Genomic DNA, 14,488 nt, shown 5'->3' on the forward strand with positions numbered 1-14,488 from the left:
TTTTCAATGAGGAATATTTTTAATCAGACTCCAACGTTTTGGTTATATCAAGTTGTTCTAACAGTGGCTTTGTTGTTGATTTGCGTGCCAAATTGATGTCGCTAAGGCGTAGATTGCGAGCACATAACCTGAAGATCAGGGAAAGGGAGGATAGCAGCGTGCGGAATATGCGCGCCCGCTGCTAGGGAGGGGGGCAGCTTTAGCTGTTTTCTTCTCGGGCGATAGCGCGATAAGCGATATCATCACGCTTGTAGCAGTCTTCCCAACTTATTTTGTTGGCGAGTACATAGCTGCGTTGTTGAGCTTCGGTGATAGTAGGGGCCATTGCCGTTACGCAGAGGACGCGCCCGCCATTGGTAACGACATCATCGCCATTCATTTGAGTTCCTGCATGGAACACCTTTTCACCAGCGAGTTCTTTCTCTGGCAAACCGCTAATCACTTTACCCTTGGCGTAGCTGGCAGGATAGCCGCCCGCAGCCATTACGACGCCAACTGCAGGGCGAGGATCCCATTCCGAGGTCAACTCGTTAAGTTCTCCGTCGATCGCGGCTTCGAAAATGGTGACCAAGTCTGATTGCAAGCGCATCATGATGGGCTGTGTTTCGGGGTCCCCCATACGGCAGTTATATTCGATAACTTTGGGAGCGCCATCTTCGGAAATCATTAAGCCTGCGTACAAAAAGCCGGTAAATGTATTGCCTTCTGCTGCCATGCCTTCAATGGTAGGCACGATAACTTCATTCATTACACGTTCGTAAACTTCCGGTGTAACTACGGGAGCCGGTGAATAGGCGCCCATGCCGCCGGTATTCGGACCAGTATCTTGATTGCCAACACGTTTGTGGTCTTGGCTAGTTGCCATTGGAAGAATATGTTTACCGTCAGCTACCACAATAAAGCTGGCTTCTTCACCGGTAAGAAACTCTTCGATAACCACGCGACAACCGGCATCGCCAAACGCATTACCCGATAACATATCTTCAACAGCATCTTTAGCTTGCTCGATGGTTTCAGCAACGATTACGCCTTTACCTGCCGCAAGTCCGTCGGCTTTGACAACAATTGGAGCGCCTTTAGCGTCGATGTAATCTAAAGCTTCATCAATATTGGTAAAACTTTGGTATTCCGCTGTAGGGATATTGTGGCGCGCCAAAAAATCTTTGGTGAACGCTTTAGAGCCTTCGAGTTGCGCTGCACCTTTACTCGGGCCAAAACAACGTAAATTTTTCGTCTCGAAATAATCGACAACACCATCTACCAACGGAGCTTCTGGGCCAACTACGGTGAGTTCACAATTATTTTTCTTAGCGAAATCTGCGAGTGCAACAAAATCACCCACACCGATATCAACATTTTCAATACCGTTTTCTAAAGCCGTGCCGGCATTACCTGGGGCGACAAATACTTTCTCGACACGCTCGCTTTGTGCGCATTTCCACGCCAGTGCGTGTTCGCGACCACCGCTACCGATAACTAAAATATTCATGTTCTAAATCCTGTGTTCTATTTCGTAGCGGGGAATTAGTGTCTAAAGTGACGCATGCCAGTAAAGACCATTGCCATACCGTGTTCGTCGGCAGCGGCAATCACTTCTTCATCGCGCATTGATCCGCCGGGTTGGATTACACAGCTAATGCCAACTTTCGCCGCGTTATCAATACCATCGCGGAACGGGAAGAAAGCGTCACTGGCCATTACGGAACCTTTAACCTCAAGGCCTGCATGTTCAGCTTTGATCGCGGCGATACGCGCAGAATTAACGCGTGACATTTGGCCGGCACCAATACCTACTGTTTGTTGTTGAGATGCGTAAACAATAGCGTTGGATTTAACGAATTTTGCGACTTTCCACGCAAATAATAAGTCATCGATTTCTTCCGGCGTTGGCTGACGCTTTGATACGATCTTTAAATCGCCAGCTGTGATTACACCTAAATCGCGATCTTGAACGAGTAGACCACCGTTCACGCGTTTGTAATCCCACGCCGGTGCTGAGGCATCCCATTCGCCACATCGGAGTACGCGAATGTTTTTCTTTTGCGCGGTAATGTCTAACGCTTCTTGGCTGATACTCGGTGCGATAATCACTTCAACAAAGTGACCTCGATCGGCGATAGCTTGTGCGGTGGTGGCATCAAACTCTTGGTTAAATGCCAAGATGCCGCCAAACGCAGACTCTGGGTCGGTTGCAAATGCGCGCTCATACGCTTCAAAAATGTTTGCGCCTGTTGCTACACCGCAGGGGTTGGCATGTTTCACAATCACACATGCGGGTACGGAAAACTGTTTGACGGCTTCCAGTGCTGCGTCTGTATCGGCAATGTTGTTGTACGATAGTTCTTTGCCGTGTAATTGTTCTGCAGTCGCGATGGAGGCTTCGGTGGGTTGTGCTTCGGTGTAAAATGCTGATGATTGATGCGGGTTTTCGCCGTAGCGTAAATCTTGTGCTTTTGTAAATTGTGTGTTGAATGTGCGTGGGAATTTTTCTGAGCCACCAGGCACTAAGCGACCAAAATAATTCGCGATCGCGCCATCGTATGCCGCCGTGTGTTCGTAGGCTTGGATCGCCAAATCAAAACGTTTTTCTAACGACAGTGCGCCGTTGTTTGCTTGCATTTCAGTAATGAGCGCGTCGTAATTTTCAGGGTTGACTACGATTGCGACATCCTTGTGGTTTTTGGCTGCCGCACGAACCATAGTAGGGCCACCGATATCAATGTTTTCTACGGCGTCTTCTATGGTGCAATCTGGGTTGGCGACGGTTTGCTCAAACGGATAAAGATTCACGACGACCATATCAATCGCATCAATACCATGCTCTTGCATTACTGCATCGTCGGTACCGCGTCGACCTAAAATGCCGCCGTGAATTTTCGGGTGCAAGGTTTTAACGCGGCCATCCATCATTTCTGGGTGGCCGGTGTAGCTCGCCACTTCAACCGCGTTGATGCCGCTTTCTGTTAACAATTTATAGGTGCCACCGGTTGAAAGTATTTCAACGTTAAAACTTTGCAAGGCTTTTGCAAAATCGACGATGCCGGTTTTGTCTGAGACGCTGATTAGCGCGCGACGAATGGTTGTGAGGTCTGCGGTTGATGTCATCGCAATCTATCCGAATATTCTGTGAAGATTAAAAACGACAACATCGAATCGAGCGTGGCCTGATTCGATGTTGTAATAAGTTTCAAGTTTGAAAACTACTGCTGGCTTCAGCCGCGTTTGGCGGCTGAAAAGAGGGTGGTGCTTAGAGCAAGCCGTACTGCTTTAATTTCTTACGCAAAGTGCCTCGGTTTAAACCTAATACTTGGGCCGCTTTGGTTTGGTTGTGACGGGTGTGCTTCATGACGATTTCAAGCATTGGCGCTTCGACTTCGGCGAGAACCATGTCGTATACATCGGTTACAGGCTGGCCGTCGAGGTGCTTAAAGTAGTTGTCCATAGACTGCTCAACACAATCGCGCAATGATTGATTCTTGCTTATCGTTGCGAACGAAGTAACGTTGCTTGGTTGCGACGTCATTTCGACGGGTGATTCTGCGTAAAGCGGGTCTGCGTTGTTCATGCGGCTAATTCCTCTCTTGTTTTGAGTCGTTCAAGGTAATGTTGAACGCTTGCCAGCTGCTCACTGGCGGATTCCATAGTATTAAAAGTTTTTAAGTATTCTCGATTTGACAGCGACGGATGTCTTTCTGCCATCCCTTCGAGATACCACTTGACGTGCTTTCGAGCGATACGTGGACCTTGCCGATCGCCGTAGCATTGATACAAACCGGACAAATGCTCGGTCATCACTTCCTGCATTTCTGTCAGGGTGGGCGATGAACTTGGCGAGCCGGACGTTAAGTACTGATCAATCGCTCGAATTAACCAAGGGTTACCCTGGACACTTCTGCCAACCATCACAGCGCTTGCGCCAGTGTGTTGCAGTACAGTCTTCGCTTTTTCAGGAGAATCGATATCTCCGTTGGCGATAACTGGAATGCTCACTGAGCTCACAATGTCAGCAATGGTTTGATATTCCGCATGGCCGGTAAACCGACACGCACGCGTACGACCGTGAACCGTTAACGCCTGAATGCCTGACTGTTCGGCAATCTTAGCGATGGTCGTTCCGTTACGTGTGTCTGGGCACCAACCTGTGCGAATTTTCAAGGTAACTGGGATATCGACAGCAGTAACCACTGCATCGAGAATCGCTTCTACCAATTGTTCATCGCGTAAAAGGGCTGATCCTGCGGCCTTTTTACACACTTTTTTTGCTGGGCATCCCATATTGATATCGACGAGCTCAGCACCCATCGCTACGCATTCGCGCGCGGCGTTGGCCATCATCTGAGGGTCGTTACCTGCGATTTGGATACTACGAGGAACTAACTGTTCGCCGGATTGTGTGACTAACCGGTTGCTAGACTTCCTGCTCTGCCATAGTCGGGTATCCGATGTCAGCATTTCCGATGTTGTTAACGCTGCACCCATTTGTTGGCAGATTGCACGAAAAGGGGCGTCGCTCACTCCCGCCATCGGTGCCAGCAGTACTTGGCTAGGCAGTTGATGTGGGCCGATCGTTAACAAGGGTTCACCGCAAATGCTGTCTGAGAAATCCCCAAAAGGGCGGCAAATATGGGTGCCGAAAAAAGGCTGCTATGATACCTGCACTCGGCGAGAATGGGAAAGTGCATTTTGCACAAATCGGTGAATTTATAGGCGTTTTTTTAGATTGCTTTGCACTCAATGATATGAACGCTTAGATAGCGTCCGAATGAACCGGCGAATGCTATTGGATGTAGGCGGCGTAATTGACCGCCTCTGGACCGGGATTGAGTATTTCGAGCGCGAGATGAACCGGCTGGTTACTGGGCATCTCTGTGGTCCCTGCTAATTCACCGCTCAGATACTCATCGGGTGAGAAGCTCCGCGAGGCCACCACGTTGCCGTGGAGGTTGGTAAAGGTAATGACCAGGTTCGGGAATTGTTGAGTGTGCGGCGCAGTATTGAGCAGGATAGTGTCTATCATTAGCGCGTCCGCGGCTTTCGGGTGTTCACGGACGAAAAAGTTGGTTGTCTTGATCAAATGTGGTGCCTGAAGTGGGGGCACGCTAACCCCCAGCGTCGCGTATAACCCTCGGTAGGGTTCAACTCGGCTTAATTTGTCGTATTGTAACCAGCCAACTTGAATAACCAAGGCCAGGCAAAGCGCGGCAGTGAGGCCACCCCATATCGCTTTAGGTTTCCAGTCAAGATGGCCGTAGCCATGTTCAAATTCGACCGGTTCTGGCTGAATACCTCGGAGCATAGCGCCGCGATCTTGGTCATACTCACTTTGGTAGTAATCTAGGGCTTCGTCATATTCGCCGTCTTCATCTTCATCTCTAAGGCGCTGACGTGATTCAGCATTTTGAGCAATGGCTTGCTGGAAGTCGTCGGAGTAGCCACCTGCTGAATAGCTCTCCTCATCTTCGTCATCGAAGTCACTGGGTTCAGTAACCTTGGGTTCAATTTTGCGATTTGATAAAGGCTCGCCTAGGGCCTCTTCGATTTCGTCATCTTCGAGTGCGTTAAAGCTTCCGGTAGTGACGCGCGAGTAATCCGCAATAGGGTCATCGTCTTCAGCACTATCAAAAATTTGATCGTCTATTTCTTTATCGTCCCCACCTTCTTCGTCTAGATCCAGAATGGGCGACGATATCGGTGTCGGCCTACTAAATTGAGGTGTCGGCTCGCCATCGTCGTCGTCATCGAGCAGCTCAACGGCCCATGACTCGTCCGCCATTGACTTGAGGTCATCGTCTTCATCGCCAAGGCTTGCTTTTGGCGGTTTTTCTTTGCGATCAAATAGAGAGTTACCTTGTGGTTTCCACTGGCCAAGATCGATAAAGCTCTCGCTTAAGTCGTCTCCGTACGCGCCGTCGCGTGCTGGCTCCTCATCGTCCTCACCACTTAACTGAAGGTCATCGCTGATGAGGAGATCATCATCATCTATAAAGAGGTCTCTCTCGTTATCATTTTCGTCTATGGCATGTTGATCGAACTTGAGCATGTTCTCCATGCCTTCGTCCGCAGTGACTGGGCTTTGCACAACGGAGTTAGCGGCGGTGCTAGCTTCGTCCATAATGTCATCGGGTAGACCGAAGCTCTTGGGGTCATCGATATCGAATTCGGTGCCCGCGGCGGTTGGGGTGGTCTCACTTGGAGTGGGTTGTGTTTTCCCCGTCGGCTTGTGGTATTCGAATTTGGGGAAGTCACGCACGGGGTTTTTGCGAGCGACGCTTGGCTTGGCCTTCTCTGGTATCTGAGCGCTTGCTGGCTTTTCTTGCGCTGGCGCATCAAGGGCTGATTTTTTAGGCGCTTGTGTCGGTGAGCTGACGGCGGGTTGCGACGCAGGCTTGGCTGCCGTTGTTCTTTGCGCCGGTGCAGGTGTCACACTTGGTTTGGCTGCCGGTTGTTGTGTGGCTGGTTTGGTCTTAGACGCTGGTTTTGCCGGCACGTCGCTTTTGCTGACAATATGATCCATTGCTTTAAATATGTGCAGGCACGCGCCACAGCGCACTGCGCCCTTTGCCGTTTTCAGCTGAGCTTCAGTGATGCGAAACGACGTGTCGCATTTAGGGCAACGAGTAATCATATCCGTATTATGTGGTCGTTATTCATTGGCTGCTAGGCCGTCGTGTGAGTATGCCTAAAGAAGCTTGGGTATCCAAAACGTGACCCGAATAGTACTTAAGCTCTTAATTGACATGAACAAAGTATCGTAACAGCTTGATTAAGCAGCAAGTTTAGTGCTTTCGGAGAGATCGGTAAACGTTAATACTGATTATAGGCGTTAATTAGTGGTCCGCCGGGTGGCTGCGAGCTGCACCCAGTGATCGAGTTCACGGATTGGTTCGAATTCGAATTCATCCTGATAGGCGTCCATTACGGCTTGTGCTTGGGAATCTAAGATGCCGGACAAGCACAATTTGCCTCCGGGTTTGGTCAAACTCGTTAAGGTTGGGGCGAGCTCCACCAGCGGGCCAGCGAGAATGTTGGCGAACACTATATCGTGCAGTGAGGGCTTAAATCCTTTGGGCAAAAAGGTGCTTACTTTGGATTCATCGATTTGATTGCGATTGGCATTGTCACGTGTCGCGATGAGAGCCTGTGGGTCAATGTCAACACCGTTCATTGAGCGTGCACCCATGAGCAGAGCGGCTATGCCTAGTATCCCTGAACCACAACCGTAATCGCAAACGGTAAGGTCTGCCATATCTTGGTCGGCCAACCATTGCAGGCATTGCAGTGTGGTTGGATGGGTGCCGGTGCCAAACGCCAGGCCAGGATCGAGAAGAATGTTGACTGCCTCGGGTTCGGGCGGCTCACACCAGCTCGGGCATACCCACAGGTTGGGACCACATGGGATTGGACGGTAATGGCTCATCCATTCTCGTTGCCAATCTTTGTCTTCTAATTGCTCCCACTGGCTGTTTGAAATGTCCATGTCTAATTGTTTAGCGACATTTTCGCTAATGCCCGCGGTATCGACATTGGCATCAAACAACCCGGTGACACGAGTGGCTTTCCATAAGGGTGTCTCACCAAGAGCGGGCTCTAGTATGGGTTGGTCTTCGTTGTCCTGAAAGGTGACCGCGGCAGCGCCTATTTCTAGTAGTGCATCTTCTATTGCACTCGCGTGTTCAGGGTCTGTTAGAAAGTGAAGTTGTAACCAAGGCATAGTGATAGCAACGTTAAGCCAACGCATTGACTAAAAAGGAATGGGATCGCTAGTTATTGTGAAGTGATGTGTTTCAGTGCTGCCTGGAGTGCTAGCTCGTAACCTTGAGCACCTAAACCGCAAATCACGCCCACGGCAATATCGGAGAAATAGGAGTGCTGGCGAAACGCGTCACGGCGGTGAACGTTGCTAATATGCACTTCGATGAATGGGATATTGACACCGAGGAGGGCGTCACGCAGTGCGACGCTCGTGTGAGTAAATGCCGCAGGGTTAAAAATAATGAAATCCACATCATCTTTGCCTGCGTCATGAATTCGCTCGATCAATTCATATTCGGCATTGCTTTGTAATGCTTGTAAATGATGGCCTGCATTAATGCAGATATCCGTCAGCGAGCGATTGATGGAGTCGATGGTATCGGTACCATAGACCTCAGGCTCGCGTGTGCCCAACAAGTTAAGGTTCGGGCCGTGTAAAACCAATATGGTTGCCATAAGCTTCGCTACGCTGGAAAGTTTTTAGCTAATATCGCGCGAAGTGTGCCGAAAAAGAGCGGCGCTGTCCATCTCGCTGTCGGATGACTCAGCGCCAAAAGGGGAGAAATGGGCGTCTATGGTTGGAGGAGGCTAAACCACAGCGCGTAATGATGGCCCGTTGTTACTTTTGGGATTGGCTGGTGCGAGTTGTTCTTGCCACGACACAAGTTGTGCGGGGGTGGTCGGATACTTGTTAATGTTAAGCAGGTGGTTGGCGATGCGTGCTGATCGCCATGCCATTAAACTGGTCTGTGGATCGACAATACCGTGGCAGTGCCGACTGCCGTTCATAATGTAAATCTGATTGTTATCGCTGTGTTGCCAGCGTAATTGGTAATTCGCTTCAACAACTAGTTCACCGTCAGCATCTTTTTCAATGAGTTCTGCAATTGGGTCAATGCAGCTCGGCAAGCCGGTTGAAAAACCGGTACATAGAATAATGATATCCGCATGGACACAATTTACGGTGTCTAAGTCGTTATGGCGGGTGACAATGTTAAACCCGCCATCTTTTGCGTCGATGGAGGTGACGTCTCGACCTGGTAGTAGCTGTGTATTGGCATTACCCTCCACAAAAGTGTGTTGATAAATACATTGATAAATGTCAGATAAGGTGGACGGCGAAATGCCATCGCTGGCGAGTTTCTGATAAGCCACTCGATCAGCTTTTCGAGATTTGCTCAAACTCAAAAAATGCTCAACATAGCCTGGTGTAAAATAGTCATTGGTAAACGCTGTTTCATCTAGGGGTTCGAAATTCGGACGGCGTGAAAACCAAGTTACCTCGTTACAGCGACCCCAAAGCTCTTGGATAGTATTGAGAAATACTTCGGCACCCGTTTGCCCGCCGCCAATAATCGCGACGCGTTTGCCAGAAAAGTCTCGAGGCTTTGCCAGAATTTCTGTTGCGTGAAAAACATTGCTACCGATATGTGGAATGGCGAACTCTGGGATGAACGGCTTGGTGCCGGTGCCAATACAAAGGTGTTGAGCACTAATTGTTTGCTCGCCTTTTTGAAGTTGAAACTGCTTGCCGTCATATGTGATTGACGAAATTGGTGAATTGTACTCAACGGACTTTAATTGGTTGGCAACCCAGCCCAAGTATTGCGCGAACTCTTTGCGACTAATTGCCGATTGCTCAGCATTTATAAAACTGTAAAATCGACCATGTTTGACTAGAAAATTAGTGAAGCTCATCGGGTTTGTTGGGTCGACCGGGGTTACTAAATCTTTCAGCCACGACGTTTGTAATTTTGCGTCTGGCAACATTAAGTGAGGGTGCCAGTTAAACGTTGGTTTTTGATCGTAAAAACGAATAGCTTTATCTGTCGCATGTTCCAATAGAGCCGCTAAGCTCAAATTAAATGGGCCGGCCCCAATGCCCGCTAGCAATAGGTTCTGGGTTGTCATGATGGCTGTCCTGCTATGAAAATTGTGTAAGAGGGTTTGGAATGTCGCAGCCCAGAATAGGCACTGGGCGTTGGGATGTGTCCTGATAGCCCTGCTCAAATCGAACGCGGTTGATGCAGAGTTTGTGAACCTTGTCTGAGCACAGAGGAAATAACCTGAATCGATCGGCAAGCTCAGTATGTTGAGTTTGATACTGCGTTATTTCGTCTCGCAGTGCGCTATAGAATGATGATTCATGCAGTAAATTTTGCTCTTGTAATAACGCGGATAAATGCCTTAAGACTGTAACAAAGTGCCCGGTAAGTAGATCATGGAGTAAATGCATCGCGGGTAATTTGTCTAAAGTGTCGTACACTTCAATGGGTAGCGTAGATAGCTCAGGAAAATCTTGGTCAACAATTCTTAGGTCGCCCTGAAGGTCCTTGATGGCAAGCCGATTAGGCAAGCTGTTTTCTAAAACTAGTGTAAGGTTTTGGCCGTGTGCGACAAGTCCGACGCCGTAACGGCACATCAAATGATAGAGCGGAATAACAACGGCTTTAAAATATTCTCTACACCAGTTTTCTGCGGTTACGTTAGATTGTTTGATGAGCTCACCGATAATAGAGTCTCCTTCTTTGTCGCACTGCAATAAGGCAGCGACAAGCATTGCTTTTTCTCCGGTTTTGAGTGATTGATGAATGCTTTCGCGCCAAATAACACCGAGTGTTTCTTTGTAGCGATAGGGGGCGCTGGGCACCTGATTGAACTGTGGATGCGTGCAGCTTATGCCGAGAGGTTCTTGCAAAACCCGTGTGCCAGCTTGTTGTAATCGGCGGTCGGTTTTGCAAATATTTTGTAACCACTCTGAAAGGGGGGCGCCAATGTTTATGTATTTACTCGGGATGCCGCGATAGCACGAGGTATTTAAGATCGTAACAGGTAGTTTTATATTCGGTGAATCAGGGGCGTTAATGTTTGCCAGCGTTCGTATTGATTGCAGTGGTATAAACTGATGGCCCCAAAATCCTAGATCAACGATGTCTTGAGATGAGATTAAGCTCGCATAATGGATACTGACAACCTGTTGCCATTGCCATGGATGCACAGGAATGACGACATAATCGTCGCGAGTTAATCTGGTGCTTTCAATACGGTTTGAAAATTCTGCCTCGCATTGCTGCCAATCGTTGGCGGACATTGCTGTTTGAGCCATCGATGTTACGGTAGTCGGATCAGAAGCACCAATGGTACAAAACCGTTTCGAAATAGCGATCCAACGTAATTGGAAAGGCTGTCGAGCTTCTGGTGTGTAGCGTTGGAGTTCGTCGCTGCCCCAGCCGAGCCGTCCCTTATTTAGTGTGGCTTTGGGGTGCCCATCGAGATAGCCTTGAAGTTCATCGCAGGATAACGAGGCAAGTGATTTTGCTGTTTGCGATTGCAGTTGTTGATGTTGAATCAAGTCTCCGGCAAGCGTTTGTAAACATTCCTCGATGAGGTTGCCGAGGGTAATGTCGTCAGCACCTATGTCCTGCTGCGCATCGATGAAAAATTGCGTCGCCTCGGTAATTGGATTGCCATTTCGTAATAGGCTTTGCTCATCTACGCGGATTAAGCCCCAGCATGTTTCCCATCCGGTAAAGGTGTATTCGCTCCCATTCGATAAAGCAAGCGTGTAGTGATTTACGTCTTCTAGCGAATGGTCATGAATCTCGGGCTGAAAACATTCTTCATAGCTTAATTCACCGATGATTTTTGCAATCAACTTACGATTGATGATTGACCATCGGCTTCTTTCAGCTTGTGTATTACTGAATGTGGCCGCTGATGAGGCTGAATTAACTGCTTGCTCTATGCAGAGATGGCTAGGTTGGTTCATGATGGCTTAAGGTAATATGGTTTGATTGAAAAAACGTTGTCTTGTGCACTCGACTAACGCTGCGCGTTTGTGGGGGAAGTCAAATTCCTTTAGAACGCGATATGCGCTAAGAATTTGGGTGTATTGCAACAAGCCACGATTGTCTGCCCGTGGCTCGCCCATTACTCGAGGTGTTCGACGATCAAGTAAAAAAACCGCGTGAGTTAATCCTGAAAACCAGGCAATAAAGTTGTCTAAGCCTAGAAACCTCGTGTTGCCTACCAGTAAATGAAAGCCGCGATCATAGTCGCCTGCATCATAGTAGGGGCCAAGCCGATCTTCTTTCGTCCAGTAGATCTCAAAGTATCCAAAAGGCTCTCCATCAAATTCCCCGATCACGGAAAAGATGTGCGGGTCTTCTTGACGTTCCACGAGATACTGGTGTAGTTCCGCCTTGGGTTTATCTAGCTCCCACATTTTGGCTACGCGGCGCTGATTCATCCAGTTGTGAAAAAGATCCAGATCTTGTTCTGGATGAATTGTTCGAAAACTTAAAGTTTTATGTAGTGTTGGAATATGGCGGCGATAAAATTCACCTATCGGTTGTTTTGGTCTCGGTGGCGATTGATGGTTGTTAACAAGCTCTAACGAGTGTGAATCCGCCGACGTTGAAACACTCCACAATTCTTGTTGCTGATAGAAAGTATCTCTAAAGATTGTCGAGCCAAAACATTCAAAGTGTTCTCTTTCATTTGGTGAGGTTTGTAGATTGCTTGGCACCTCGACTTGCGTGTATTGAGGCTGAGTTGAAAAGAGAGTATCGATAGCTAAGCCGAAGATCATTTTTTTATGACGGCTTTGCTCCGGGCCATAACCAAAAGATGAAGCTTGGTGTAGCTTTGCGCAATGAAGATTGTCATCGAGACGAAATGACAAGCTGATAATGCTGGAATCGTTTGACACGACTACGGCGAGTACGCCTGGTATTTTCGACCAATGAACGTGAACACTGCCTAATGTAGGGTGTTCATAGTTAAGCGCTGTTGAACAATGACCGTTCGGTGCGATTTTGACTTTTCGCTGAAGGCGAGTGCTTAGAGCTTCACTCATGGTTAATTAGGCTCCGGATACCTGTTGGCTTTGATAAATGTTTGTAAGAAGAGGGTTTTCAATTGCTTGATATAGCTCTAGCGGATTGCTCATGGTGTTTTCGTTAATATCGGAAAGCGAGCAAATAAAATTACCTTTTTGCCAAAGCGTTGGGCTTGTTAGCAGGTATTCAATAAAAGAGGGGTCATCAAACCCTTGCCGTCTCAATTCTTCTAGTGAATCTCTAAAAAATTGTAGGTATTCACTTTCGTCTCCCAGACCGTCGGTGGCGATTGTGCTGATGACGGAAAAAACACTATTGATAACCAAGTAGTAGCCAAACAGTTTGTTACCCATTTCACGATCTAGTTGGTTTTCTGCGGTGGTGCTTGACTCCAATATTTCAGTGGCGAATAGCTTCTCACCGAGTTTGCTCACGCCGGTGCCTTGGCAATCTCGAAAATAAGCGTGTGTAGGTAAATAGTTTGTGGTGGTCAAAATGATATTTTGTTGGTGTGCACCAAATAATAAGCCCGCTTGAGCTTGTGCAGTCATTAGCGGAGTGACTACGCAATGTAAAAATGCGTTGAACCAGTGACTGGCGGCGTGTATGTCTGTGGTCTTGTTTTGTGAAGCGAGCTTTTTCACTAGATGCGACAAGCTGCTCTGGTTATTCGATGGATTATCCTGAGTGAGGGCCGCGAGTACGTGATGTTGAATATGATTTCGGTTATCGCGGCTGGTGGTCGCGACAAAGGGGTTGTCGCGAAAAACCAAGGCGGTCTCTACAAGAGGATTTCCGTCATCATCGCAAAGACATAGGTAAGCTGGCTCTTCGATGATGGAAAACTGTGGTTGAGTTTGTTTTAGCTGTTGACCTGGTTTGGCGTTTAGTAGGTGGCTGATAAGGCGTCCACGTTCCAACTCTTTTATCTGCAAATGCCGAATTGAATTTGTTAGCCGGATACTCAGTGAAAACTTCAGCATGTATTGGTTGTGAGGATTGTATAGTGAGCGTATAGATGACGTCGCATACCAATGACTACCGGCAACTCCAAGTTCAATTATGTCGCCATGATTAAATGCGTTGGCTAATGCTTTCGACGACCGGATTTGCTGCAATTGCCAAGGGTGTGTTGGCACGAGCAGGAAACCATCGGGAAGGTTCCAGTGGTCAGGATTGATATCAGGGTCTGAGCTAATAAGAGATTCGATTCTTTTGTCTAATCTCATTTCATCCGCGCAGCGATAGAGAATTTTTTCAGGGTTGACGGCCAACCATTGTAAGCGGAACCCGTTTGGGTTTTCTGTACAGTAGGTTGCCATCTCCTCTCGGGATAGGGGTTGACGAATTTTGGGGGTTGGATGAACCGAGTGTCCAAGAAGTAGCGACTGTTCGCTATTCAGAAAAGCCTGCTCGTGGGTCGCACTTGGTTTAAAGAGGTCATCCAGATGATTTTCGTGCGCCATCAAGCTGTGAGCTACATTGTCGCGACTTTCGATGACGCGTGCGACGAACTCATCGCTGACCTGAATATCGCATGCAGCCAAGTACTCAGCGATGTATGTCACTGCCAAAGTAAACGTCAGCGCTAGGGTTTTGCAATCGGTACTCGGTGAGAACTGGTAGTGGTTAAGAAAGCGATGCCTGCCAACTGTTGACCAGTATTGGATAGGAATGAATAGGTCGCCCTTTTCCATTGAGATTGCGAGATATTTGCCGTCGTCGTCATTCGCGGTTTTATCTGTCAGGCGCCAATTATCAAATTCACGCACATACGCATTGAAGAAGCTGTTGGCTGATAAAAAGTCTGCCATCGCAATCAAATTTTTCATCTGTGCTCTCAGTTGTGTTTGGGTTATGAGAAGTTATCGTTTATCATTCGCAAATGCAAATAA

Annotated in this window: 11 protein-coding genes and 1 pseudogene; all 12 read right to left on the reverse strand. The window is 48.1% G+C overall.

Annotation, left to right across the window (positions count from 1 at the left end):
* Nucleotides 1-199: 199 nt before the first annotated feature.
* The 12 genes and pseudogenes from purD to ACZ5NB_RS04815 all read right to left on the reverse strand — a co-directional run bounded on the left by purD (nucleotide 200) and on the right by ACZ5NB_RS04815 (nucleotide 14,425).
* Nucleotides 200-1,489 (reverse strand): phosphoribosylamine--glycine ligase, encoded by a 1,290-nt coding sequence (gene purD / locus ACZ5NB_RS04760; RefSeq protein ID WP_460231850.1) that lies wholly within the window; start codon nucleotides 1,487-1,489, stop codon nucleotides 200-202.
* 35 nt (nucleotides 1,490-1,524) lie between these two features.
* Nucleotides 1,525-3,105 (reverse strand): bifunctional phosphoribosylaminoimidazolecarboxamide formyltransferase/IMP cyclohydrolase, encoded by a 1,581-nt coding sequence (gene purH, locus ACZ5NB_RS04765; protein WP_460231851.1) that lies wholly within the window; start codon nucleotides 3,103-3,105, stop codon nucleotides 1,525-1,527.
* A 142-nt stretch (nucleotides 3,106-3,247) separates the two neighbouring features.
* Nucleotides 3,248-3,523 carry a DNA-binding transcriptional regulator Fis gene (gene fis, locus ACZ5NB_RS04770; RefSeq protein WP_460232088.1) on the reverse strand — a complete coding sequence of 92 codons (276 nt, stop codon included), beginning with the start codon at nucleotides 3,521-3,523 and terminating at the stop codon, nucleotides 3,248-3,250.
* 38 nt (nucleotides 3,524-3,561) lie between these two features.
* A complete protein-coding gene (gene dusB / locus ACZ5NB_RS04775; RefSeq protein ID WP_460231852.1) occupies nucleotides 3,562-4,575 on the reverse strand; it encodes a tRNA dihydrouridine synthase DusB in 1,014 nt (337 codons plus the stop codon).
* Nucleotides 4,576-4,777: 202 nt separating this feature from the next.
* The gene (locus ACZ5NB_RS04780) at nucleotides 4,778-6,514 is read right to left on the reverse strand and encodes a DUF3426 domain-containing protein (RefSeq protein ID WP_460232089.1); all 1,737 of its coding nucleotides are present in this window, start codon (nucleotides 6,512-6,514) and stop codon (nucleotides 4,778-4,780) included.
* 12 nt (nucleotides 6,515-6,526) lie between these two features.
* Nucleotides 6,527-6,625: pseudogene (locus ACZ5NB_RS04785) on the reverse strand (MJ0042-type zinc finger domain-containing protein); the annotation flags it as partial.
* Nucleotides 6,626-6,823: 198 nt separating this feature from the next.
* A complete protein-coding gene (gene prmA / locus ACZ5NB_RS04790; protein ID WP_460231853.1) occupies nucleotides 6,824-7,711 on the reverse strand; it encodes a 50S ribosomal protein L11 methyltransferase in 888 nt (295 codons plus the stop codon).
* A gap of 53 nt (nucleotides 7,712-7,764) precedes the next feature.
* Nucleotides 7,765-8,208, reverse strand: a complete 444-nt coding sequence (gene aroQ / locus ACZ5NB_RS04795; protein WP_460231854.1) for a type II 3-dehydroquinate dehydratase — start codon at nucleotides 8,206-8,208, stop codon at nucleotides 7,765-7,767.
* A gap of 132 nt (nucleotides 8,209-8,340) precedes the next feature.
* The gene (locus ACZ5NB_RS04800) at nucleotides 8,341-9,663 is read right to left on the reverse strand and encodes a lysine N(6)-hydroxylase/L-ornithine N(5)-oxygenase family protein (protein ID WP_460231855.1); all 1,323 of its coding nucleotides are present in this window, start codon (nucleotides 9,661-9,663) and stop codon (nucleotides 8,341-8,343) included.
* A gap of 13 nt (nucleotides 9,664-9,676) precedes the next feature.
* Nucleotides 9,677-11,521, reverse strand: coding sequence for an IucA/IucC family protein (locus tag ACZ5NB_RS04805; protein WP_460231856.1), 1,845 nt, complete (start codon nucleotides 11,519-11,521; stop codon nucleotides 9,677-9,679).
* Nucleotides 11,522-11,527: 6 nt separating this feature from the next.
* Complete coding sequence (locus tag ACZ5NB_RS04810) at nucleotides 11,528-12,610, reverse strand: GNAT family N-acetyltransferase (protein WP_460231857.1); 1,083 nt, start codon at nucleotides 12,608-12,610, stop codon at nucleotides 11,528-11,530.
* A gap of 6 nt (nucleotides 12,611-12,616) precedes the next feature.
* Complete coding sequence (locus ACZ5NB_RS04815; RefSeq protein ID WP_460231858.1) at nucleotides 12,617-14,425, reverse strand: IucA/IucC family protein; 1,809 nt, start codon at nucleotides 14,423-14,425, stop codon at nucleotides 12,617-12,619.
* Nucleotides 14,426-14,488: the final 63 nt, after the last annotated feature.

The organism is Aurantivibrio plasticivorans (genome assembly GCF_055392955.1).

Bases quoted from the DNA above. Each gene is read 5' to 3' on its own strand.
- fis (WP_460232088.1), bottom strand. From the start codon at position 3,523: ATGACGTCGCAACCAAGCAACGTTACTTCGTTCGCAACGATAAGCAAG.
- ACZ5NB_RS04810 (WP_460231857.1), bottom strand. From the start codon at position 12,610: ATGAGTGAAGCTCTAAGCACTCGCCTTCAGCGAAAAGTCAAAATCGCA.
- ACZ5NB_RS04800 (WP_460231855.1), bottom strand. From the start codon at position 9,663: ATGACAACCCAGAACCTATTGCTAGCGGGCATTGGGGCCGGCCCATTT.
- ACZ5NB_RS04780 (WP_460232089.1), bottom strand. From the start codon at position 6,514: ATGGATCATATTGTCAGCAAAAGCGACGTGCCGGCAAAACCAGCGTCT.
- ACZ5NB_RS04815 (WP_460231858.1), bottom strand. From the start codon at position 14,425: ATGAAAAATTTGATTGCGATGGCAGACTTTTTATCAGCCAACAGCTTC.
- ACZ5NB_RS04805 (WP_460231856.1), bottom strand. From the start codon at position 11,521: ATGAACCAACCTAGCCATCTCTGCATAGAGCAAGCAGTTAATTCAGCC.
- purD (WP_460231850.1), bottom strand. From the start codon at position 1,489: ATGAATATTTTAGTTATCGGTAGCGGTGGTCGCGAACACGCACTGGCG.
- aroQ (WP_460231854.1), bottom strand. From the start codon at position 8,208: ATGGCAACCATATTGGTTTTACACGGCCCGAACCTTAACTTGTTGGGC.
- prmA (WP_460231853.1), bottom strand. From the start codon at position 7,711: ATGCCTTGGTTACAACTTCACTTTCTAACAGACCCTGAACACGCGAGT.
- purH (WP_460231851.1), bottom strand. From the start codon at position 3,105: ATGACATCAACCGCAGACCTCACAACCATTCGTCGCGCGCTAATCAGC.